Genomic DNA, 20932 nt, shown 5'->3' with positions numbered 1-20932 from the left:
ACTAATAAAAATAGTCACAATGCAATTAAGGTTGCAGGGATTACTGCAACCTGATTATTAAACGACAGAGTTGGTGGGGCAGTGATGAACAAAGCAATTCTTATTTTATCACATCAATTATTATCGATGGTGGCGCCTATAAAAAAGATAGTTGAGGATAATGGCTATGCTTGCTACGTCCTCTCATCTACTTCAAGTAAGGCGACAGCACCGCAGTGGGAAATTGATGAAAAACAATTTAGCATTACTTCTTCATTATATTTAGAAAAAGCAGATATCGATCTTTTTTTGCAAACGACGGGTAAGAATGTCGATTTTGCCGCATGTCTTAGCGTATGGGATGGTTATCGCCACTTGATGTCTTATGCCAACCACATTTTTGGTGCCAGGGATATTAGCGAAGAGGTGGTAGCCAGGCTGCGCGATAAGCTAGTTATGCGCCAGGTATTACAGGCCGCAGGGCTAACGGCCGTCACAAGCCAGGTTTTAAATGAAGCATTATTTGAATCCATAAGTCACCCTGAACAGTATTTTATTAAACCACGTATTGGTTTAGCGTCAATGGGAACGTTTCCTGCAAAATCATTGACGGAGTATGCTCAACTCGAACACCTGTGGATGCGTGCAGCGGAAGACAAAAATTATGAAGGCATTTTTTCTCGCGATGATGGCTTTATTCTTGAAGGCTTTATTTCCGGCGTAGAGTGCAGCTTTGAGATCGCTATTGATAACGGCGTAATGGATGTTCTGGCTGTTCATGAGAAACTTGACGTGACCCAGGAAACCTATTCTGTACTGGAGGGAGCCTGTATCTGCCCGCCGCGATCGTTAACGACGGCGCAGGTGGAAGCGGGAAAAGTACGTCTGGATGAAATAATGAAAGCGCTCGGTGCCGATACCGGCGTTTATCATGTCGAGATGAAATTCGATCCACAACTGCAATGGGAAGTCGTAGAGATTAATCCCCGGATTGGTGGGGCCTATATTGTTGATAGCACTAAAATTCATTCCGGAGCGTGCTTACTGGAAACCTGGCTGATGTTAATCCTGGGGAGGAGCCCTGTGCGTAGTGCTGCGCCGGCTCGAACGACATTTTTCCGCGTGTTCTTCGGCCAGTCAGGGAAAACGCTGCTGCGTATTCAACGCAGTACTCTCGAATTACCCGCAGTGCAAGAAAAAGTGCTTTATAAAGCCCTGGATAAATTACCTTCGGTGGAACGCGAAATATTTTTAGGTATGGCGTTGTGGGATATTACCGATATGGCGATATCTGAACACCCTATATTTTTTAAGCAAACCAACGATTATCTGATTACGGAGTACCAGTAATGAAAATAGTCATCCTGCATCGTATTCCATTTGACAAGATCCGCTACGATCAGATTATCGACCACCAGCTGCATGAGGTTTATTATATTTGCCTGCAGGGGAACTCTGATGATTTCCCCTCCGAGGCGAAGGTGATCATGCTGGAGAGTCAGCATTTCGAGCCAGCTGAGTTAATTAATTTTTATGCGCCGGTGTTTGAGTATGCCGATCGTATTATTTCTCGCTCCGAATACGATCTGCTTGCCGCGGCGACCCTGCGGGAGCATTTTTCGATTAGCGGCGATAAACTGGCTGAGATTCTTCCTTTGCGCAATAAATGGATTATGCGCAGTCGCTGTAAACAGCAGGGGATTCCTCAGCCTGAGTTCTGGCATCCGCTGGAATTTATTCAACTAGCGCCTCGTGCGGGTAAATTCGTGCTTAAACCACGAACTGAGGCTTCCAGCAATGGGATTGTGGTGGGGGATTTCGCGACTATCAAACAGGCATCGTTAGCTCTTAAGGATGATGAAACGATGCTGGTTGAAGAATTTATTGATGGCGTTATTTACCATTTTGATGGTTGGATGCATAAAGGAATACCGCTGGCTTTCGTGAGTAGTCACTATATTCGTGACTGTTTGAGCTTTGCCGATGGCGTGCCGCTGGGATCGGTACAAACCGCTACTGAAGCCGCGCATATCGATTTAGTCGTTAACGCCCTAAGTGTATTAGGACACCAGAACGGCAGTTTCCATTTTGAGGCTATTCGAGATGCGGAAGGTAATTTCTGGTTTCTGGAAGTTGCCGCACGGGTTGGCGGGGCCGCAGTGGCTGAAACATTCCAGTTACGTACAGGCCTTAATCTTTATCACGCTGATTTACGTTACCAGTTGTTTGGTAATCCGCCAGTGTGTATCGATCTTATTAATGCTGTCTACTATGGCTGGTTCGTCTATCCAGCTCACCAGCTTAACTCTGCTTATACGCTCAACTTTTCGGCTGAGGAGTGGCAGGAAAATCTACTGCATTATCAATCCAATCAGGATGTCTCCTCGCGCGGCACAATTTCTTACTCACCGACAACCTCACCATTGAGTGGTGTGGTCTTTGGCGAGCAAACGAAAATCGCAAGAGTCATTGAGTCAATTTTTAATACCTGCACAGTGGAAGCCTTATCATGAATACGCCATGCTTTATTGTCGTTGGATATAATAACGTCAGAATTTATGATGTTGCTAAAATTCGCGTTGAGGCACAAAAATATTTTGACGCCAAAGTTGTATTAATTACTGAGAAAAAAACAGCAAGCGATGAGCAATTTGCTGATCTGGTGATTGAAACAACGCTTGAAGTTACACAACTCCCGGCCTCAGTGGATGTCGTTCATCAATATCTGGCAACCGAATCACTCTCTCCCATCGGTATTTTACCATTTTCCGATCGAGGTGTTCCTTTGGGGGCGCTGCTGGCGCAAAAGAACAGACTACCCGGCGCGCTGCCAGAACAAGCAAAAGCAGGGCTGGATAAGCAAATATTCCGTCAACTGGATGCCAGGGCTTCATTCCATCCCGCCGGTTATCGGACGGTAACCAGTCAGCCGGTAACATCATTGAATGAACTTAAAGATCTGGTCGATTCGTTAGGCGGTAAGGCGTTTATCAAGCCAGCGAAGGAGGGCAATAGCCGCGGGTGCCAGGTGATTGAGTGTATTGAGCAATGCGAGTCTATCTGGGCTTCACTGGCACCTTATCGCGAAGCAGGGATCCTGGTGGAATCTCTTATCGAAAATGCGAAAGAATTTAGTTGGGATAGTGTGGCGGGTAAGCAGTGGATCACGGAAAAGCATACTACTGAAGGCCACTACCGTGCGGAGTATCAACAGGTGGTGCCTGCCCGTTTGACCCCGGCGGATGAAATACTGCTGCGTTCTGCAGGCGAACATATGCGTGAACTGGTGTCGCCGTCAAATGGCGCCTGGCATAACGAAATATTTTTACTTCCCGGCGCGACGGCCGCTGTTGAAACCAATATGCGCCCTGCCGGTATGCATATTTGGGATCTGGCGATGTTGAGCTTTGAAAATTTCAATCCATGGCTGCTGTGGCTACGTTGGGCTGCGGAGGGTAAATATACGCCTGAGGCGCTCAAACAGAACTATTACTCTGGTATCCGCATGCTTCGGGCCCGCGTATCAGGAACCTTGCAGGCATTACCAGATGTTGAGCAATTGGCATTGCAGGCGGGTATTACGCTTCATGAAGCCAGCTTTTCAGCCAAAATCGGTGACATCCTTAATGGCGAAATTAAGACGAATGCCGATTTTATTGGCCATATCATTTTGCGCGATAGTAGCCATGAGCAGTTACTCAATTCATTAGAGACGCTGGCGACGGCTATTGAGTCTGCTGCTGAAATTAGCTAAGCGCGTGGAGCACAAATGAAATCCTCTTTTATCTGGCACGATAAACGTAGTCTGAACTATTTGCTGTCGTTGTTCATATTCAGCCTCGGCAGCTTTATTATCAATCCTTACTATGCCATTTATGTGTCAGATAATTTAGGTTATGGCGTGGCATTTGCCGGTGTGTTGGTCTCAATTAAAGTCATTTCACAGCGCGTTTTCGCTTTATTTGGCGGCAGCATGGCTGATATTTTTCCTGCCGTTTATGCTGCCCTTGCCGGGGTGGGGGTGCGCGCGCTGTCGTTTGCGCTTCTGGCTCTGAATGCGAATCATGAGATCCTGCTCGTTTCTGCGGTGATGAATGGTATTGGCGGGGCGTTGTTTAACCCAGCCATTCGTAAGTTATTGTTTACACGTTATAAAGAAGATGATGTAAAGTTAAAGCAGGTTATCGCCTGGCGTAATGCCGCATTTAATCTGGGGGCGGCGATAGGGCCACTTATTGGCGTATACTTGATTAATCTGGATTTTAAAGGCGCCTGCGTTGCGATTACGCTGATTCATATCGTCGTAGGGCTGATGCTGTCTGGCGCAAAGCAGGCGTATCAATTACGGCCGACTGAGGCGGGGCGCCGGTCGCTGATAGTCGAGCTCTCGGCTAGCCTGTTTAATCCAGCGTTATTCCCCGTTTTTGCCCTGCAATTTTTCTTTATGTATTTTTACTCTCATATTGAGTACCTGTTGCCAATATTTATCACCCACCAGTATAGCGAGTATTTTGTTAGCGTGGTTTTCTTCGTTAATACCTTGTTCGTTATTTTCGCACAGACGGTATTTAGCCGTATTTTTAATGAATTACGTGCCGGTATTGCATGGGGCGCGATGGTGCTATTTTTTATCTCGCTGGCGATACTGTCAATTTTCCCAGGCGCTAATCCGTTGCTCTATGGGTTATTGATAGTGCTGGGCGTTATCGCCTTTTCTACCGGGGAGGTGATTCTGTCTATACAGGTGGATTATATTGCCACTCATGTTGGCGGACACCTTAACTCCGGAACGATTTTTGGCGCTATTTCACTGGTGGCGGCTGGCGGGTTATTTGCGGCCAACGCCATCAACAGCGTCATACTCGATTACTTTAACTTTGCAGCTGTCTGGCTGGTGAATTCGGTAATTGCCGCAGCCCTGGGGGGCTTCTCATTGTATCGATATTATTTATCCCGAACGCTGGCTTATTCTCGCTAGATTTGCGGTATACCCGCTTTGCATGATGCCATACAAAGCAGGTGGGCGGATTAACGGAACGGCGGTTCGTTGAAGGTACGCAGCTTGCGGGAGTGCATGTGGTCGCCCTCGGCGCGCAGCAGATCGATGGCGCGGATCCCTATCTGCAGATGCTCGGAAATCGCCCCTTCGTAGAAGCGGTTCGCTTGTCCCGGTAGCTTAATCTCGCCATGCAGCGGCTTATCGGAGACGCACAGCAGCGTGCCGTAAGGTACGCGGAAACGGTAGCCCTGCGCGGCGATGGTGGCGCTTTCCATATCGATGGCTACCGCCCGGCTGAGGTTAAAGCGCAGCGCCGAGGCGGAATAACGCAATTCCCAGTTGCGATCATCGGTGGTCACCACCGTACCGGTACGCAGACGTTGTTTGACCTCTTCCCCCGGCATGCCGCTAACCTGTTTAGTGGCGTCATACAGCGCGCGCTGCACTTCGGCGATACTCGGGATGGGAATATCCGGCGGCAGCACCGCATCCAGTACGTGGTCGTCACGTAAATAGGCATGCGCCAGTACATAGTCGCCTATCGACTGGCTCTCACGCAGACCGCCACAGTGACCAATCATCAGCCAGACGTCAGGGCGCAGCACCGCGAGATGATCGCAAATATTTTTGGCATTGGCCGGGCCGACGCCGATGTTGATCAATGTAATGCCCTGACCGTCGTTAGTGATCAGGTGCCAGGCCGGCATCTGGTGTTTTTTCCATGCCAGATCGGAAATCGCCTCTTCCGGTGCCTCCGTGTCGGCGGTGATCCAAATTCCGCCCGCACAGGAGAGGGCAATGTACGGGCTATCCGGATCGAGGATCTGGCTACAGCCCCAACTGACGAATTCATCGACGTAACGCGTGTAGTTGGTAAACAAGACATATGGCTGGAAGTGCTCAACCGGCGTGCCGGTGTAGTGCTTCAGGCGTGCCAGTGAAAAATCGACGCGGCGGGCGTCAAAATGCGACAGCGGATAATACTCGGTGGCGTGGAACAGACCATCGGCGGTTTCATCGCCAATCTGCGACAGTTCGGTGGTCGGAAAATAACGCGTTAATCCGGCGCTCATCGAGCGATCCAGCGTCAGCGCAGAGCCATCAATCACGTAAGGGAAGGGAATTTCGTGCTGCGAATTGCCGACGCTAATATGAGCGCCGTAATCCTGGTACAGCAGAGTTAATTGTTCCAGCAGATAAGCGCGAAAGAGTTTTGGATTGGTAATGGTGGTGGTGTAGCAGCCTGCATGGGTGAATCGCCCCCAGGCTCGGGTTTTTAAGGCTTTGTGCTCGGCGCCATCCCACGAGACAGACAATTGAGGATAGACGAATAAGCCTTCAGCACGGGCTATTTCATCAGGAAGAATATTGTGGTGAATGTAATCGCCAATGGCCTTACGCAACGCGTTAACCGCTCTTTCATACTGCGCTTCCAACTGGGAAAGCGCCTGCTCCGGGGTCAGACTGACGGCCTTCTGGTTCATCATTCGCTCCTTGTTTCAGGTCTGCTGATACTGACGATAGTATGCTACAGCGTGAAAATGGCGAAGGAAAATTACTGTCCCGGATAAATATTCAAACTCGTTGATAATAAAAGCTTAGCCACCCAGGATCAGGCTGTCTGTGCCCAACGTTCGGCGCTAAAATTACTTGCGCTTATCACTCTTAATGTCGCCGCGCCGTTATTGTTGATGTAATAAAGCGCATTAGGGCCAGGCGTTAACTTATCGCCTTCCTGCAGTCTGCATCGGCTTTCGATTTCAGCAATCACCACGATCTTACCGCTTTGTAGAACCACGCAAGTCGTTGCTGTAGAGGAATTTTTCCGTACTTTCTTTACCCACCACTCCATGTTTTCACCCAGGCTTGTTACACTCAGAATGATAATTGCCGTGTTATCGTTTTAAAGACAACTGAAACTACCCATTGGTTTAATTTACGTTTAGCTGACGTTGTTAAATCTTAACTCGGCGATGCAGCGGGACAGGCAAATAACACCTATGGCTTTGATGCGATTTAACAAGCTTCTGAATCAATCTGGATTAAGGATAGTCTCGCTGGCGAAAAAAGCGCTGGTCGCCGCCGCTATTGTTGTGGTGGTGTTTTTCATCGGACGAATCTATGAATCGGAGCGCGGCCCCGCGTTGCAGCGCTGGCATACCTGGTCTGGGGATGAGATGACCGCCGGTGAAATCGACCGCGCCAGCTTTGCCAGCTATCTCAAGCGGGAAGATGAAATATTTGCTGATTTGCGGCGTGAGGTCAGTGACCAACTATCAGCCGCTGACAAAACGCCGCTAAATCGCTTTTATCGCGACAGCCTGGTCTATCCACAACGCTTTACGCCAGACTGGAATCGCTCCTTTATCCTACTGCCATCCGGCAAACCGCGTGGGGCGGCGGTGTTGCTGCATGGATTAACCGACTCTCCCTACAGCGTGCGCTATCTGGCGGAGGAGTATCAACGGCAAGGTTTTGTCGCGGTGGCTCCGCGCTTACCCGGGCACGGTACCGCGCCTGGCGCATTAACCCACGTTGATTGGCAACAGTGGCTGGCGACAACTCGCCTGGCGGTACGAGAAGCGACGCGACTTGCCGGTGGGGATGTGCCGCTGCATCTGGTGGGATATTCTAACGGCGGCGCGCTGGCGTTGAAGTATGCGCTTGATGAACTGACCGATAAATCGCTGGTCAGGCCGCAGCAGATTATTCTACTTTCGCCGATGATTGGCGTCACCGCTTTCGCCCGTTTCGCCGGGCTGGCTGGCCTGCCTTCGGTGTTTCCCGCCTTTGCGCGCGCGGCGTGGCTAAACGTCATTCCGGAGTTTAACCCCTATAAGTACAATTCATTTCCGGTAAAGGCAGCGCGCCAGTCGTGGCTGCTGACCCAGGCCTTACAAAAACAGATTATCCAGGCGGCGCAGAGCCAGCGGCTAACTTCTATCGCGCCGGTGTTAACCTTTCAGTCGGTGATTGATTCTACGGTCAGTACTCGGGCAGTGGTTGATTCGTTATACCGCTATTTGCCGGACAACGGCAGCGAACTGGTGATTTTCGATATTAATCAGGCGGCAAACCTGCGGGCGCTGTTTCGCCCGGCGACTTATTCGGCGGTGAATACCTTGTTACCTCCGGCGCCGCGTCCGTACTCCACGACGATCGTGACGAATGCGACTCAGCACACCCTCGATACCGTCGCGCGCCTGACGCTGGCGGGGCAAACCGCCGAGAGAACCCAGGCGCTGCATTTGTCCTGGCCGCAGGATATGTACTCGCTTTCGCATATCGCGGTGCCGTTCCCCATCACCGATTCGCTGTATGGCCGCGAGCCGATGGAGAAAAACCTTAGCGGTATTAGTCTTGGCACCATTTCGCTACGCGGCGAGACCGCAACGCTGAGCGTCGGTCTTGATACGTTAATGCGCGCCACCTCTAACCCGTTTTTCCCCTACCTGCTGCAGCGGATTAATCAGCGTCTACCGTTGGGCTCAGAACACCAGGATGTACAATACCGTCCGCAGCGCAATACCGATGAGGGCGGCAGGGGCGACGAAGCGGAAAAGACGCACAAATCTTGAGCTGACGCCAAGGAAAATGCCGATGCCGGGTAGGTCGAAGGTCTGGATGAGCAGCCCCGCGGAGGCGTTAATCTGGCTGAGCGTCACTTTTCCCTGCTGCGCCAGCTCGGAGATAACCCCAAAATAGGCGGTACCGCCCGCCACACATTTCACCAGCGCGGGCAGAACGAAGTTTTCCGGGATATGTAGCCATTGCAGCAGCGGCATCAGCACGCGCTGCAGCATTTCGATGACGCCAGCCGCCTGCATCAGGCCGACGATGGTCAAAGATAAAATCAGCATCGGCACGGCGCCAAGCGCCAGGCGGATAGCGTCGGCGCCGGCGCTATTGATCACCGCAATCAGCCCGTGATTATTTTGTTCGCTTTCCGGGAGCACTTCTGCCCGGCTGCTCTCGACAATGGATAACTTACGCCCGGTGGCGTACCAGCAGAGCGCTGCGGCGCAGAGTCCACCGACAATAGAAATGGTGATTGCGGCCAGCCAGTGTAGGCCGAACGGCGTTAAGGGGTAGAAAACGTTGCCCTGGCCCATGGCGAACACCATCGCCAGGGTGGCGGCCATTTGTCGGTCGGAAACACCACGTTTATCCATAATCGCCAGCGTGGCGAGCGGGGCGGCAAAACTCACAAAATTTATCTGAATCAGCGCGAAGGCGCTCATGCCGGTCAACCCAAAGGGTTTTAGCAGCGGCGCCAGCCAGCGCACGATGATGTCGAGAATTCCGCGGACTTCGAGATATTTCATTATGATCAGCATGACGACCATAATGGGTAATAAGGTATAAAGCGCTACGTCGACGGAGGATTTCCCCGCTGACATAATGATGCCGATGACATCCATTTATCTATCACTGTATGCAGGTCAAATAGTTAGCGCCATCATAATCCCGAAGGGGCGAAATGAACAGCTAGCACAGGCAGGTAAGAACGGTGCCTTCACTGAAGTGATATTCGCCGCTGAACGGGCTACCTGCGGCAAAGGCGACGCTGAGCGTTTTATTGAGGCGTAACGTGAAACGCTGTTTTGCCGGGTCGACTGCGACTATGGCGGCGGCATCAAAATCAAACATCTGCTGTACGCGCGGATATAGCGCTTTGAACAGGCTCTCTTTGGCTGAGAAAGCCAGCAGCAGTGCCCACTCCATATCCAGCCCACAACAGGAAAGCAGCGTCTGTTCCGTTCTCGAGACAAACATATCGGCGCTTTCCAGCATGACCCCCGGTTGCAGATGCTCGATATCGACCCCGGGATACCGGCCGTCGGCCTCTGCGGCAACCACCGCGATGGCGATATCTTCGCTATGCGAGACGCTTCCTCGCCAGCCTGCCGGCCAAACTGGCGCGCGATCGGCGGCGCTTAACACCGGCTCTAAGCAGCCGGCTTGTCGCAGTAAATAGTGCGCACAGTAGCGCCCGGCCAGATATTCGGCTTTACGTTTTACGACGGCGCCCGCAAGAGCAGAAGGGAACGGGACGGCGTATTGGTTGAAAAGTGCGTCCTGTAATTGTGTCCTGGCGAAACGTACCCGACAAAATTTTAACGTCGGGTCAGCGCGAAGATAGCCGCACTCGGCATGCTGAATAAAAGGTAAATCGCGGAAGGTGTCGGTAACGATAAACATGCAGGATCATCTGGTGAAACGAACGATGACGCTACCTTAACGTAAGTGATAATCAAAGCAGAAGGTGTATAAAGCAAATAAAAGCAAAAAGCCTGCTCGAAAGCAGGCTTTTCTAAATTTGGCTCCTCTGACTGGACTCGAACCAGTGACATACGGATTAACAGTCCGCCGTTCTACCGACTGAACTACAGAGGAATCGTGTGAACGGGGCGCATATTATCGATGACTTAGGGTGTTGTCAAAGGCTGAATCGCCATAAAGCGTTCGACTGCTGACAATTTCAACAATCAAAACCCTTTTAGAGTAAACCCCGGCGGAAATGCACCAAAATGGTGCATTTATACCCCTAATGGGGCATATCATGCGCTCATGGAAGCCAGCAGTATTATCACTAACCCTTATTTTACCGCGCCAGCAGGGCGGTGAGCGGCTACGTAAAACCTGGCAAGCATCTTGCAAAATCCCTGTAACTTAATGGCCAGTAGTGGCATTCCCTTACAGGAGGCAAAATGAACTTAAGACGACTGAAGTATTTTGTGAAAATCGTCGATATCGGCAGTCTGACCCAGGCCGCTGAAGTCTTGCATATCGCACAACCGGCGCTGAGTCAGCAGGTAGCGACCCTGGAAGGTGAACTGGAGCAGAAACTGCTGATCCGCACCAAACGAGGCGTTACGCCAACCGAAGCGGGGAAAATTCTCTATACCCACGCGCGAACCATTTTGCGTCAGTGTGAACAGGCGCATCTGGCGGTACATAACGTGGGCCAGACGCTGAGCGGGCAGGTGGCGATTGGCCTAGCACCGGGAACGGCGGCTTCGGCGATCACCATGCCGTTGCTGCAGACCGTGCGTAATGAGCTTCCCGAGGTCAACGTCTATCTGCAGGAATGTAGCGGCAGCGTTTTAAATGACAAGCTGCTTGGCGGCCAACTGGATATGGCGGTGTTGTACGAACGTTCACCGGTAGCTGGAGTGGTCAGCCAGCCGTTGCTAAAAGAGGATTTGTATTTGGTCGGCACGCAAAACTGTCCGGGACAAAGCGTTGATCTCTCGGCGGTGGCGGAGATGAGTCTGTTTTTACCGCGTGACTATAGCGCTGTCTGTGCCAGGGTGACGGAAGCCTTTACATTACGCCGCCTGTCGGCAAAAGTGATCGGCGAGATCGAATCCATCACTACATTAACTGCCGCTATCGCCAGTGGAATGGGCGTTACCGTACTGCCGGAATCGGCGGCGCGCTCGCTGTGTGCTACGGCAAATGGCTGGATGGCGCGCATCAGCACGCCGTCGATGAGCCTGTCGCTCTCACTGAATACCTCGGCGCGCGGCGGTTTATCTCCTCAGGCTCAGGCGGTCAAAGATATCCTGCTGTCGCTGGTCAGCCGTCCTTCGTTGGAGAATCGTGAATTACAGCTGGTCAGTTAGGTTATATTCTTTTAAGGAATAAGTTGCTGGTTTTTATTATTTGTTTGCCGGGTAAACAGACTTTAACAATAGACATCATGTTATGTCTGAAGACCTGGGGGAAAAGGTGAATTTCCAGCAACTAAAAATTATTCGCGAGGCGGCCCGTCGGGATTACAACCTGACGGAAGTCGCTAATATGCTGTACACCTCGCAATCTGGCGTCAGCCGCCATATTCGTGAGCTGGAAGAAGAGCTGGGGATAGAAATCTTTATCCGCCGCGGTAAGCGTCTTCTGGGGATGACCGAACCCGGTAAAGCGCTGCTTTCCATTGCCGAAAGGATCCTCAACGAGGCCAGCAATGTTCGCCGGCTGGCCGATCTTTTTACCAATGACGCTTCAGGCGTATTAACTATTGCCACCACGCATACTCAGGCGCGTTATAGCCTACCGCCGGTAATTAAAGCTTTTCGCGAACTTTTCCCCGAGGTGCGTTTGGAACTGGTGCAAGGGACGCCGCAGGAAATCGAGGCGTTGTTGCACAACGGCGGGGCGGATATTGGTATCGCCAGCGAGCGCTTAAGTAACGACCCGACGCTGGTGGCATTCCCTTGGTTTCGCTGGCACCACAGTCTGTTAGTGCCAAAAGATCATCCACTGATTGAGGTTACGCCGCTCACGCTCGAGGCTATTGCGCGCTGGCCGTTAATTACCTACCGTCAGGGGATCACCGGGCGCTCGCGTATTGATGAAGCTTTCACCCGTAAAGGGTTGATGCCGGATATCGTCCTCAGCGCTCAGGATTCCGATGTGATCAAAACCTACGTGGAGCTGGGCTTGGGCGTGGGGTTGGTGGCGGAACAATCCGGCGATGCTCGCGAAGCGGATACCTTTACCCGGCTGGAAACACGCCATCTCTTTGATGCCAATACCGTTTGGTTGGGGCTAAAACGCGGTCAGTTACAACGTAACTACGTCTGGCGTTTCATTGAACTGTGCAATGCTGGACTATCGCTGGATGAGATTAAGCGCCAGGCGATGGAGCCGGAGGAAGTGGCGATCGATTATCAAATCTGAGTGCGGCCAGCGGGCAAGCGGGAGGCGACAAAGCAGCTATAATTCATTCACGTGAGTCGCGACTGAGGAAGGGAAAATGATGGTGCGGCGTATGAAATTGCTTTGCTCTCTGGTGATGATGTTGGCCAGCCACAGCGCATTGGCGGTAAGTTATCCGTTGCCGCCGGAAGGGAGTCGTCTGGTTGGCAGCCCGATGAAAATTAACGTGCCCGAGCGTAATACCCAGCCGCTGGAAACCTTTGCCGCGCAGTACGGGCAGGGGCTAAGCAATATGCTGGAGGCTAACCCCGGCGTCGATGTCTATCTGCCCAAATCGGGAAGCTCGTTGATTATCCCACAGCAATTGATCCTGCCTGCTACCGTACGTAGCGGTATCGTGATAAACGTCGCCGAGATGCGGCTTTATTATTATCCGCCTGAGGGCACTACCGTCGAGGTGTTACCGATCGGTATCGGTCAGGCGGGGCGCGAGACGCCGCGTAATTGGGTGACGGCGGTGGAACGTAAGCAGGAAGGGCCTACCTGGGTGCCGACGGCGAATACCCGTCGCGAGTATGCCAAAGAAGGTAAAACCCTGCCGGCGATGGTGCCCGCCGGGCCAGATAATCCGATGGGGCTGTATGCTATCTATATTGGCAGGTTGTATGCCATTCATGGAACGAATGCCAATTTTGGCATTGGCCTGCGGGTGAGCCAGGGCTGTATTCGCCTGCGCAACGATGACATCAAATACCTGTTCGATAATGTGCCCGTTGGCACGCGAGTACAGATTATCGATCAGCCGGTAAAATACACGACTGAACCGGACGGTAGCCGCTGGCTGGAAGTGCATGAACCGTTATCGCGTAATCGCGCTGAATTTCAGTCAGACCGTAAAGTACCGCTGCCGTATACCCCGGCAATCCGTGAGTTTGTACAGGGCGCGGGCGTGAATGTCGGGCGCGCGGATTCAGCGTTACAGAGGCGCTCCGGGATGCCGGTGAATATTAGTCGTTCAGCGGTGGAAAGCAGTTTTTAACTGGCGTGGATGTTAAAAAGCAAAAAGCCTGCTCGAAAGCAGGCTTTTTAAATTTGGCTCCTCTGACTGGACTCGAACCAGTGACATACGGATTAACAGTCCGCCGTTCTACCGACTGAACTACAGAGGAATCGTGTGAACGAGGCGCATAGTAATGGCCTCGCATTTTAGTGTCAACACTAAATTTAACCAGCTGATTCAATTGGTGATATTTAGTTCAAAGCGGGCTTTTAATGAACAACGCGCGCGTCGTCTTCATCCAGTAGATCGTTTTCCCGTAAACGCTGTAGCGGATCCTGACGATAGAACTGGCAGAACCGCTGCCATAGCGCCGGGAAGCGAGGAGCGAATAGCTCCGGTGCGCTAAAGAAATATTCTGAGAGCACCGCAAAGCACTCAGCCGGATCGGTTGCCGCATAGGCATCAATGCTGGCGGCGCTTTCGCCGACCAGATCGATTTCATCCTGAATGTTGTTCATCGCTGCATGTAGGTCGTGTTCCCAACCAGCGACTTCACGCAAGGGAATAAAAGGGACGCCGCTGGCGCGATCGCCGTTACGTGAATCCAGTTTGTGCGCGACCTCGTGCACCACCAGGTTAAAACCTGAGGCATCGAAAGAGTCCTGAATATCTAACCAGTTAAGGATTATGGGACCCTGCTGCCAGCTTTGCCCGGATTGTACAACGCGTTGATTATGCACCAGGCCGATGTCATCTTCCCATTCGTCATCGACGACGAAGGGCGCTGGGTAGATCAGGACTTCATGGAAGCCATCTAACCACTCAAGGCCAAGCTCCAGCACCGGCAGACAAAAGAGTAGGGCGATACGCGCGCTATGTAATGGGGTTAACTCAAATCCCTGTAACGGCACCAGACGTTTTTGCTGTAAAAAACGTGCTGCCATTTGGCACAGCTGTTGCTGTTCCTGATGAGTGAGGTTTGCTAAAACCGGAATGGCAACCGCTTGTTCCCACGGGATTTCGCCATTGCCTGTCTGTTCTTCTGCTTTCCACGGCCATTTAAACATCATATCGCTCGCAAAGTCGTCACTTGAACTCAATTTAAGGGACTGGAGCTATTAAAATGCCAAAGAACCTGGCATTATAGCAACCTCAACAGCGGAGAGATGCCGGAGCGGCTGAACGGACCGGTCTCGAAAACCGGAGTAGGGGCAACTCTACCGGGGGTTCAAATCCCCCTCTCTCCGCCACTATTCAATCACTTACGCTTATCCTTTTCAGTGATGCATATCCCGCTGAGACAATCCCTTTACAAAAAAGCATAGCGCTGAAGCAGACAAGGGCGCCAAAGAATCTTCTCATTTTCTGACTCAGACCAGGACTAAATTTCAGCGTTTCCGCTCTCGTGCACTCACGAGTATCCCTTCCACTGCTGAAGTGCTATTGAGCCACTTCCCTGGCGAAATTTAAATGAATTCAGTGAATTGATGCCGACGCCGCGCGAGACAGTATTGCCTGACCGTTAAAATAAAAAAAGCCTGCGCGTGGCAGGCTTTGGTCATGAGGGGATCTTAGAACTGGTAGACCAGACCCAGCGCGACAACGTCATCGGTGGCGATGCCGTTTGCGCGGTAGAAGTAGTCATCTTCGTCCAGCAGGTTGATTTTGTAATCAACATAGGTGGACATGTTTTTGTTGAAGTAGTAAGTCATACCCACATCAACGTATTTAACCAGGTCTTTGTCGCCGCTGTTGTACAGGTCTTTACCTTTAGACTGCAGATATGCAACGGATGGGCGCAGCGGTAAACCGTAATCATCGAACTGATACTGGGCAACGACTTCGAAGTTCTGCGTCTTATTGGCAATACCGCCGCCGAGATAGCTGGTGGATTTACCGAAGGAGGTCATGTTGCGGGTTTCCGCGTACATCGCTGCCAGGTAGATGTTGTTAGCATCGTATTTTGCGCCCACGGTCCAGGCATCGGCTTTATCGCCGCCGGCGTATGCGCTGTCTGCGGATGCGGCCACCTGATTATTGGTACGATCGGAAGAAGCATATGCTGCGCCGAAGCTGATGCCCATGCCAAAATCGTAGGAAGTAGAGATACCGAAACCGTCGCCATTTTCACGCGCCAGTTTACGATCGCCACCGTTATTGGTGCCTTCGCCAGAACCCGCGTTTTCGTTATTACCCTGATACTGCAGGGCAAAGTTCAGACCATCTACCAGGCCGAAGAAATCGCTGTTGCGGTAGGTCGCCACGCCGTTGGTACGGCCGAGCATGAAGACGTCAGTTTGGGTGTAGGTATCGCCGCCGAATTCCGGCAGCACATCGGTCCAGGCTTCAACATCATAGATAACGCCGTAGTTACGGCCGTAGTCCAGAGAACCGTAGTCAGCAAATTTCAGACCCGCGAAGCCCAGACGGGTCCAGGAGTTAGCGCCTTCACCTTCAGTGGTGTTAGCCTGAATGTTGTATTCCCACTGGCCGTAGCCGGTCAGCTGATCGTTGATCTGCGTTTCGCCTTTCACGCCTAAACGCGCGTAGGTTTGGTCGCCATCTTCAGAAGCATCGTCAGAGAAATAGTGCAGACCGTCAACTTTTCCGTAGAGGTCCAGTTTGTTGCCGTTTTTATTATAAATTTCCGCAGAGTGCGCCGCGCCTGCTGCTAATAACGCTGGCAGCATAATAGCCAATACTTTTCTTTTCATTATGTATTCCCTTTAATCATAATTAATATGAATTGTCTAATTCCCTGTGGAATGACAAATCGATACTAGCCGCTTAAGTTCATTTTTAATTAAATAAAAAATGTAATAAAAGTATATTAAAATATTTCAAAATATTTATTTTATATTCAATATATGTATTTTCTATTCTTTGGGTAATTAGTATTTCTGAGGTTTATTGGTGTTTTATTTTTATTGTTGATATTAAACTGTTTTTAATTTCCTGCAATAATGATATGCGCATTGTAAATGACATAGCAACATCATCAGTTATAAAGTAATAAATTATTATTTGAAATAATTTTGTTTGATAACGAACATCGCTGAATTTCAGCAAATCGTCTTATTTAAAAGCATGAACACAGCCGTAATATATAGGGGAGTACCGCTCCTGCGTTCACGGATGACCAAAAGCGCTCAGTACTACACTCATGCTTCCAGATAAGCATGATAATTGTATAATGTGACGAGCATCACAATTGTGTGGTCGAAGATGATGCGTTGTGGTTGATGTATGGAGAAGGATTTAATGGACACGAAAGCGAAACGGGGGCCCGTTGGAAAGCTGGCGTTATGGGCTTTTTACGCTTTTTGCGCTTACTTTGTGTGGGCGATGGTACGGTACTGGTGGATAGTGGGGCGGATTCAAAGCGTTCCCGGCGCCAGCATTGATGGTGAATGGGGATCAACGGCGGGCAAATGGATTGGCGCGCTGCTGGGTTTTTTGGTGCTGGGGGCAGTGGGGTTAATCCTTGGGGCGATAGCCTGGTACACGCGTCCCCCTATTCAGGTACATGAACAGCGCGATTAAAGTTGCTATGCTCGTGGCTAGTCCCAGGCATCAGGAAACGCTCATGTTATTAGCTGAATGGCAACAACGATTTGAAAACTGGTTAAATACGCATCATGCACAGGAAGATGCGGCGCATGACATTTCGCACTTTCGCCGCGTCTGGAGTACCGCGCAGCAACTGGTCGGCGAGAGTGGCGCTGACGAGTTGGTTATCCTGACGGCCTGCTACTTTCACGATATTGTCAGCCTGGCTAAAAACCATCCTCAACGTCATCACTCTTCACGGATGGCGGCGCAGAAAACGCGGTCTATCCTGCAAAGCGCTTTCCCCGACTTTCCAGCCGACCGTTATCCTGCTGTTATGCATGCCATTGAAGCGCATAGCTTTAGTGCGGCTATACTGCCACAAAGCGTAGAGGCAAAAATTGTCCAGGATGCAGATCGTCTGGAAGCTTTAGGCGCAATTGGCCTGGCGCGTGTCTTTGCTGTTTCCGGCGCGCTAAACACGATTTTGTTTGATGCTAACGACCCCTTTGCTGACCAGCGCGATCTTGATGACAAGAAATATGCTCTCGACCATTTCCAGAGCAAATTGCTCCGTCTGCCTGAGACCATGCAAACGGAGCAGGGAAGAGCTTTGGCGTCGCATAACGCTCAATTTCTGGTGCAATTTATGGCGAAGCTGAGCGCCGAACTGCGTGGCGACCCGTTGTCGTTGGATGAAGCGGTTTTGCGCCGCTTTGCGCCTGCGGTTTAAATCCGTTGCGACTATTTGTGGTACTCTCTGCAAAAATTGTCCGTGCTGGTTGAGGTTATGCCGCAAAATTTATCCCAAGAAAACCTCCTGTCTTTACCGTCAGGGGAACACGCGCAGGCGTTATTGCGCCAGCTGATGACGATATATGATGTCAAAACCCTGGTCGCACAGCTGGTCGCGGTTGGCGACCAGCACTGGAGCCCGGCGATACTCAAACGGGTGGCGACGGTGAGCCGTGCGGCAAGTAGATTGACTAACGCGGAGTGCGCTCATCTGGCGAGCCTGTTACCGGCTCCGCCGCGCCATCATCCAGACTATGCCTTTCGTTTTATCGATCTCTTCGCCGGCATCGGCGGCATTCGTCACGGCTTTGAAGCTATTGGTGGGCAGTGCGTATTTACCAGCGAGTGGAATAAACACGCCGTACGTACCTATAAAGCTAACTGGTATTGCGATCCGCAGGAGCACAGCTTTAACGCCGATATCCGCGAAATCACTCTCAGCCAGCGCGCCGATATCAGTGATGAAGAGGCGGCAAAGTCTATCCGTGAGGCGATCCCGCAACATGATGTACTGCTCGCGGGCTTCCCCTGCCAGCCTTTTTCCCTCGCCGGAGTCTCCAAGAAAAATGCCATGGGGCGCGCTCATGGTTTTGCCTGTGAAACTCAGGGAACGCTGTTTTTTGATGTCGTCAGAATTATTGCCGCCCGCCGTCCGCCGATCTTTGTGCTGGAAAACGTCAAGAATCTGAAGAGCCACGATCAAGGAAGAACCTTCCGTATTATCATGCAGACGCTGGATGAGCTAGGTTATGAGGTGGCGGATGCCGATCACGCGGGCGTCGATGATCCAAAAGTGATCGATGGGCGTCATTTCTTACCCCAACACCGTGAGCGTATCGTGCTGGTGGGTTTCCGTCGCGATTTACAATTGCATGAAGGATTTACGCTGCGCGATATCGCCAGCCTGTACCCGCCGCAGCGGCCGACCTTTGGCGAGTTATTGGATCCCACCGTCGATGCTAAATTCATCCTGACGCCGGTTTTATGGAAGTACCTCTACCGTTACGCGCGTAAACACCAGGCGCGTGGCAACGGTTTTGGCTACGGTCTGGTCGACCCGACCAATCCAGGCAGCGTTGCGCGAACGCTTTCGGCGCGCTACTACAAAGATGGCGCTGAGATCCTGGTCGATCGAGGTTGGGATAAGCCATTGGGCGAAAAGCACTTTGACGATCCACAAAATCAACAGCGCCGCCCGCGGCGTTTAACGCCGCGTGAATGCGCACGGTTGATGGGGTTCGAAGCCCCGGGAGAATACCGTTTTCGTATTCCGGTTTCCGATACCCAGGCCTATCGCCAGTTCGGCAACTCGGTGATTGTTCCGGTGTTTGCCGCGGTAGCGAAGCTGCTGGCGCCGCGAATTTCCGAGGCGGTAAAGCGGCGCGTTGCAGGAGATAGCGATGGCGGACGTTCATGATAAGGCCACACGTAGTAAAAATATGCGCGCTATCGCGACCCGCGATACGGCAATTGAGAAGCGGCTAGCGGCGCTGCTAACGCAGGCCGGATTCACTTTTCGCGTTCAGGAGGCATCGCTACCGGGGCGGCCTGATTTTCTGCTGTCTGACTACCGCTGCGTTATTTTCACCCATGGCTGCTTTTGGCATCATCATCACTGTTATCTGTTTAAAGTACCGGCGACCCGTACCGATTTCTGGCTGAAAAAGATTGGCGCTAACGTACAACGCGATCGCCGCGACCTGGCGATGTTGTTAGCACAAGGTTGGCGGGTGCTTATTGTCTGGGAGTGCGCGCTCCGCGGGCGGCAGAAATTAAGCGATGATGCTTTATGCGATCGTCTGGAGGAGTGGATCTGCGGCGGTGGAAATTGCGCGCAGATCGACACTCAGGGCATTGGTTTTATCGATCCGATTGACAAGGCGTAACGGTGGAGCGGGCAGGGAAGAGATATTTACCCAGCGTCACCAACACGACCGCGAAAATAATCACCGCCAGCGCCAGCCATTCGATAAATGAGAGACTTTCGCCGCCAAATCCGGTCCCCAGCAGCACGGCGACAACCGGATTGACATAGGCATAGCTGGTGGCCACCGCCGGCGTTACGTTACGTATCAGATACATATAGGCGTTGATGGCGATAAGCGAGCCAAAAATGGCCAGATACGCAACGGCAAATATTCCAGACCAGGAGGGCATTTGGGCGAGTTTTTCGCCTGAGAACCAGGATGCCGCGGAAAGCACCATCCCTGCCGCCAGCATTTCAATCGCGCCCGCCATCATCCCGGTTGGTAATTCAATACGGGAACCGTAAACCGAGCCAAACGCCCAGCTCAGGGAACCGATTAGAATCAGCAATGCGCCCCAGGGATTGCCGCTGAGGTTGCCGCCGCTATTGAGCATCACTATTCCCGCCAGACCGATCGCAATACCGAACCATTCCAGCTTGCGCGTAGCAATGCCAAAAAAACGGCTGAAGCAGAGCGTAAACAGCGGTACGGTGGCGACCATCACCGCTGCGATGCCTGATGGTACATGCTGATGTTCTGCAAGAGTGACGAAGCCATTACCGACGGCAAGCAACAGAATGCCTATCAGTGCCGCATTAAGTAGCGGCCGGCGGGCCGGGAGTTTATGGCCGGTGGCCAGCAAATAGATGAGCAACACGCCGCCGGCAGAGAGAAAGCGGATCCCGGCCATCATCAACGGCGGCCAGCTGGCAACGCCAATAGCGATAGCAAAATAGGTTGAACCCCAAATGATATACAGCGCAAACAGCGCGCCGATAAGGGGTAACAGCTGACGGGTAGACATACTTCCTCGCGACGAAAAGAGATAGAAAGGGAACATATAGTTAACGTGAAAACTAACGTGCTGGCGAGCGCTTTCAATGTGCTTTTTTTGTTATATTTTTGTTGACTAATGACATCTCTGGGCGAGAGGGCACTTTTGCCTCATACTCTATGTTTCATAAACAGAAATTGAAG

At 51.6% G+C, this 20932-nt stretch carries 19 protein-coding genes and 3 tRNA genes; 13 read left to right on the top strand and 9 right to left on the bottom strand.

The window, feature by feature from the left end:
• The first annotated feature begins 84 nt into the window (after window positions 1–84).
• The 4 genes from ABLU80_RS14435 to ABLU80_RS14420 are packed head-to-tail and all read left to right on the top strand — an operon-like array spanning window position 85 to window position 4957.
• The gene (locus tag ABLU80_RS14435) at window positions 85–1329 is read left to right on the top strand and encodes an ATP-grasp domain-containing protein (RefSeq protein WP_348850107.1); all 1245 of its coding nucleotides are present in this window, start codon (window positions 85–87) and stop codon (window positions 1327–1329) included.
• Window positions 1329–2492, top strand: a complete 1164-nt coding sequence (locus ABLU80_RS14430) for a hypothetical protein (protein WP_042896347.1) — start codon at window positions 1329–1331, stop codon at window positions 2490–2492. The genes ABLU80_RS14435 and ABLU80_RS14430 overlap by 1 nt, the downstream gene beginning before the upstream one ends.
• The gene (locus ABLU80_RS14425; protein WP_063445937.1) at window positions 2489–3733 is read left to right on the top strand and encodes a hypothetical protein; all 1245 of its coding nucleotides are present in this window, start codon (window positions 2489–2491) and stop codon (window positions 3731–3733) included. Before ABLU80_RS14430 ends, ABLU80_RS14425 begins: the two co-directional genes overlap by 4 nt.
• Window positions 3734–3748: 15 nt before the next feature.
• Entirely contained in the window at window positions 3749–4957 is a 1209-nt protein-coding gene (locus tag ABLU80_RS14420) for an MFS transporter (protein ID WP_047075813.1), read from the top strand.
• Between the two features lie 50 nt (window positions 4958–5007).
• Here ABLU80_RS14420 and ABLU80_RS14415 read toward each other — a convergent pair whose 3' ends face one another.
• Entirely contained in the window at window positions 5008–6462 is a 1455-nt protein-coding gene (locus ABLU80_RS14415) for an AMP nucleosidase (protein ID WP_045367852.1), read from the bottom strand.
• Between the two features lie 128 nt (window positions 6463–6590).
• The gene (locus ABLU80_RS14410; RefSeq protein ID WP_072032858.1) at window positions 6591–6830 is read right to left on the bottom strand and encodes a histidine kinase; all 240 of its coding nucleotides are present in this window, start codon (window positions 6828–6830) and stop codon (window positions 6591–6593) included.
• Window positions 6831–6987: 157 nt separating this feature from the next.
• Between ABLU80_RS14410 and ABLU80_RS14405 the strand changes: the two genes are divergently transcribed.
• Window positions 6988–8556 (top strand): alpha/beta hydrolase, encoded by a 1569-nt coding sequence (locus ABLU80_RS14405; RefSeq protein WP_186277841.1) that lies wholly within the window; start codon window positions 6988–6990, stop codon window positions 8554–8556.
• On the opposite strand, the gene ABLU80_RS14400 is transcribed toward ABLU80_RS14405, so the two are convergent.
• From ABLU80_RS14400 to ABLU80_RS14390, 3 genes are all read right to left on the bottom strand, one after another.
• Complete coding sequence (locus tag ABLU80_RS14400) at window positions 8467–9399, bottom strand: nucleoside recognition domain-containing protein (protein WP_348850106.1); 933 nt, start codon at window positions 9397–9399, stop codon at window positions 8467–8469. The genes ABLU80_RS14405 and ABLU80_RS14400 overlap by 90 nt on opposite strands.
• A 67-nt stretch (window positions 9400–9466) precedes the next feature.
• Window positions 9467–10180, bottom strand: a complete 714-nt coding sequence (locus ABLU80_RS14395) for a 4'-phosphopantetheinyl transferase superfamily protein (protein ID WP_348850105.1) — start codon at window positions 10178–10180, stop codon at window positions 9467–9469.
• 119 nt (window positions 10181–10299) lie between these two features.
• Window positions 10300–10375 (bottom strand) — tRNA-Asn (locus tag ABLU80_RS14390).
• A gap of 314 nt (window positions 10376–10689) precedes the next feature.
• On the opposite strand from ABLU80_RS14390, the gene nac reads away from it, so the two are divergent.
• From nac to ldtA, 3 genes are all read left to right on the top strand, one after another.
• Window positions 10690–11607, top strand: coding sequence for a nitrogen assimilation transcriptional regulator NAC (gene nac / locus ABLU80_RS14385; RefSeq protein WP_015365883.1), 918 nt, complete (start codon window positions 10690–10692; stop codon window positions 11605–11607).
• A 106-nt stretch (window positions 11608–11713) separates the two neighbouring features.
• Complete coding sequence (cbl, locus tag ABLU80_RS14380) at window positions 11714–12664, top strand: HTH-type transcriptional regulator Cbl (RefSeq protein WP_015705998.1); 951 nt, start codon at window positions 11714–11716, stop codon at window positions 12662–12664.
• A gap of 76 nt (window positions 12665–12740) precedes the next feature.
• Window positions 12741–13682: a L,D-transpeptidase gene (gene ldtA, locus ABLU80_RS14375; RefSeq protein ID WP_015365885.1), complete on the top strand. Its 942-nt coding sequence runs from the start codon at window positions 12741–12743 to the stop codon at window positions 13680–13682.
• Between the two features lie 54 nt (window positions 13683–13736).
• Here ldtA and ABLU80_RS14370 read toward each other — a convergent pair.
• Window positions 13737–13812 (bottom strand) — tRNA-Asn (locus ABLU80_RS14370).
• A gap of 100 nt (window positions 13813–13912) precedes the next feature.
• Window positions 13913–14713 carry a DgsA anti-repressor MtfA gene (gene mtfA, locus ABLU80_RS14365; protein ID WP_020078434.1) on the bottom strand — a complete coding sequence of 267 codons (801 nt, stop codon included), beginning with the start codon at window positions 14711–14713 and terminating at the stop codon, window positions 13913–13915.
• A 90-nt stretch (window positions 14714–14803) separates the two neighbouring features.
• Here mtfA and ABLU80_RS14360 point away from each other — a divergent pair.
• Window positions 14804–14893, top strand: a tRNA-Ser gene (locus ABLU80_RS14360).
• 321 nt (window positions 14894–15214) lie between these two features.
• Here the strand turns inward: ABLU80_RS14360 and ompC are convergent.
• Window positions 15215–16357 (bottom strand): porin OmpC, encoded by a 1143-nt coding sequence (gene ompC, locus ABLU80_RS14355; RefSeq protein WP_032711953.1) that lies wholly within the window; start codon window positions 16355–16357, stop codon window positions 15215–15217.
• A 547-nt stretch (window positions 16358–16904) separates the two neighbouring features.
• Between ompC and drpB the strand changes: the two genes are divergently transcribed.
• From drpB to ABLU80_RS14335, 4 genes are read left to right on the top strand one after another with little or no spacing between them, the layout of a single operon-like run.
• Window positions 16905–17186, top strand: coding sequence for a cell division protein DrpB (drpB, locus tag ABLU80_RS14350; protein WP_015705988.1), 282 nt, complete (start codon window positions 16905–16907; stop codon window positions 17184–17186).
• A gap of 43 nt (window positions 17187–17229) precedes the next feature.
• A complete protein-coding gene (locus ABLU80_RS14345; RefSeq protein WP_015365890.1) occupies window positions 17230–17925 on the top strand; it encodes a phosphohydrolase in 696 nt (231 codons plus the stop codon).
• A gap of 57 nt (window positions 17926–17982) precedes the next feature.
• The gene (locus tag ABLU80_RS14340; protein WP_015705987.1) at window positions 17983–19404 is read left to right on the top strand and encodes a DNA cytosine methyltransferase; all 1422 of its coding nucleotides are present in this window, start codon (window positions 17983–17985) and stop codon (window positions 19402–19404) included.
• A complete protein-coding gene (locus ABLU80_RS14335; RefSeq protein ID WP_015365892.1) occupies window positions 19388–19873 on the top strand; it encodes a very short patch repair endonuclease in 486 nt (161 codons plus the stop codon). Before ABLU80_RS14340 ends, ABLU80_RS14335 begins: the two co-directional genes overlap by 17 nt.
• Here ABLU80_RS14335 and yedA read toward each other — a convergent pair.
• Window positions 19848–20759, bottom strand: coding sequence for a drug/metabolite exporter YedA (gene yedA / locus ABLU80_RS14330; RefSeq protein WP_015365893.1), 912 nt, complete (start codon window positions 20757–20759; stop codon window positions 19848–19850). The genes ABLU80_RS14335 and yedA overlap by 26 nt on opposite strands.
• Window positions 20760–20932 lie beyond the last annotated feature (173 nt).

Origin of the sequence: Klebsiella sp. CN_Kp104, assembly GCF_040064515.1 — a bacterium.
Classification (GTDB): domain Bacteria; phylum Pseudomonadota; class Gammaproteobacteria; order Enterobacterales; family Enterobacteriaceae; genus Klebsiella; species Klebsiella aerogenes.
The sequence above is the reverse complement of the archived record's forward strand: the minus strand, read 5'-3'. Positions and strand labels throughout refer to the sequence as shown.

Excerpts from the sequence above, each read along its gene's own strand:
- ABLU80_RS14435 (WP_348850107.1), top strand. The coding sequence starts at position 85 with ATGAACAAAGCAATTCTTATTTTATCACATCAATTATTATCGATGGTG.
- ABLU80_RS14430 (WP_042896347.1), top strand. The coding sequence starts at position 1,329 with ATGAAAATAGTCATCCTGCATCGTATTCCATTTGACAAGATCCGCTAC.
- ABLU80_RS14425 (WP_063445937.1), top strand. The coding sequence starts at position 2,489 with ATGAATACGCCATGCTTTATTGTCGTTGGATATAATAACGTCAGAATT.
- ABLU80_RS14420 (WP_047075813.1), top strand. The coding sequence starts at position 3,749 with ATGAAATCCTCTTTTATCTGGCACGATAAACGTAGTCTGAACTATTTG.
- ABLU80_RS14415 (WP_045367852.1), bottom strand. The coding sequence starts at position 6,462 with ATGAACCAGAAGGCCGTCAGTCTGACCCCGGAGCAGGCGCTTTCCCAG.
- ABLU80_RS14410 (WP_072032858.1), bottom strand. The coding sequence starts at position 6,830 with ATGGAGTGGTGGGTAAAGAAAGTACGGAAAAATTCCTCTACAGCAACG.
- ABLU80_RS14405 (WP_186277841.1), top strand. The coding sequence starts at position 6,988 with ATGCGATTTAACAAGCTTCTGAATCAATCTGGATTAAGGATAGTCTCG.
- ABLU80_RS14400 (WP_348850106.1), bottom strand. The coding sequence starts at position 9,399 with ATGGATGTCATCGGCATCATTATGTCAGCGGGGAAATCCTCCGTCGAC.
- ABLU80_RS14395 (WP_348850105.1), bottom strand. The coding sequence starts at position 10,180 with ATGTTTATCGTTACCGACACCTTCCGCGATTTACCTTTTATTCAGCAT.
- nac (WP_015365883.1), top strand. The coding sequence starts at position 10,690 with ATGAACTTAAGACGACTGAAGTATTTTGTGAAAATCGTCGATATCGGC.
- ldtA (WP_015365885.1), top strand. The coding sequence starts at position 12,741 with ATGATGGTGCGGCGTATGAAATTGCTTTGCTCTCTGGTGATGATGTTG.
- mtfA (WP_020078434.1), bottom strand. The coding sequence starts at position 14,713 with ATGATGTTTAAATGGCCGTGGAAAGCAGAAGAACAGACAGGCAATGGC.
- ompC (WP_032711953.1), bottom strand. The coding sequence starts at position 16,357 with ATGAAAAGAAAAGTATTGGCTATTATGCTGCCAGCGTTATTAGCAGCA.
- drpB (WP_015705988.1), top strand. The coding sequence starts at position 16,905 with ATGGACACGAAAGCGAAACGGGGGCCCGTTGGAAAGCTGGCGTTATGG.
- ABLU80_RS14345 (WP_015365890.1), top strand. The coding sequence starts at position 17,230 with ATGTTATTAGCTGAATGGCAACAACGATTTGAAAACTGGTTAAATACG.
- ABLU80_RS14340 (WP_015705987.1), top strand. The coding sequence starts at position 17,983 with ATGCCGCAAAATTTATCCCAAGAAAACCTCCTGTCTTTACCGTCAGGG.
- ABLU80_RS14335 (WP_015365892.1), top strand. The coding sequence starts at position 19,388 with ATGGCGGACGTTCATGATAAGGCCACACGTAGTAAAAATATGCGCGCT.
- yedA (WP_015365893.1), bottom strand. The coding sequence starts at position 20,759 with ATGTCTACCCGTCAGCTGTTACCCCTTATCGGCGCGCTGTTTGCGCTG.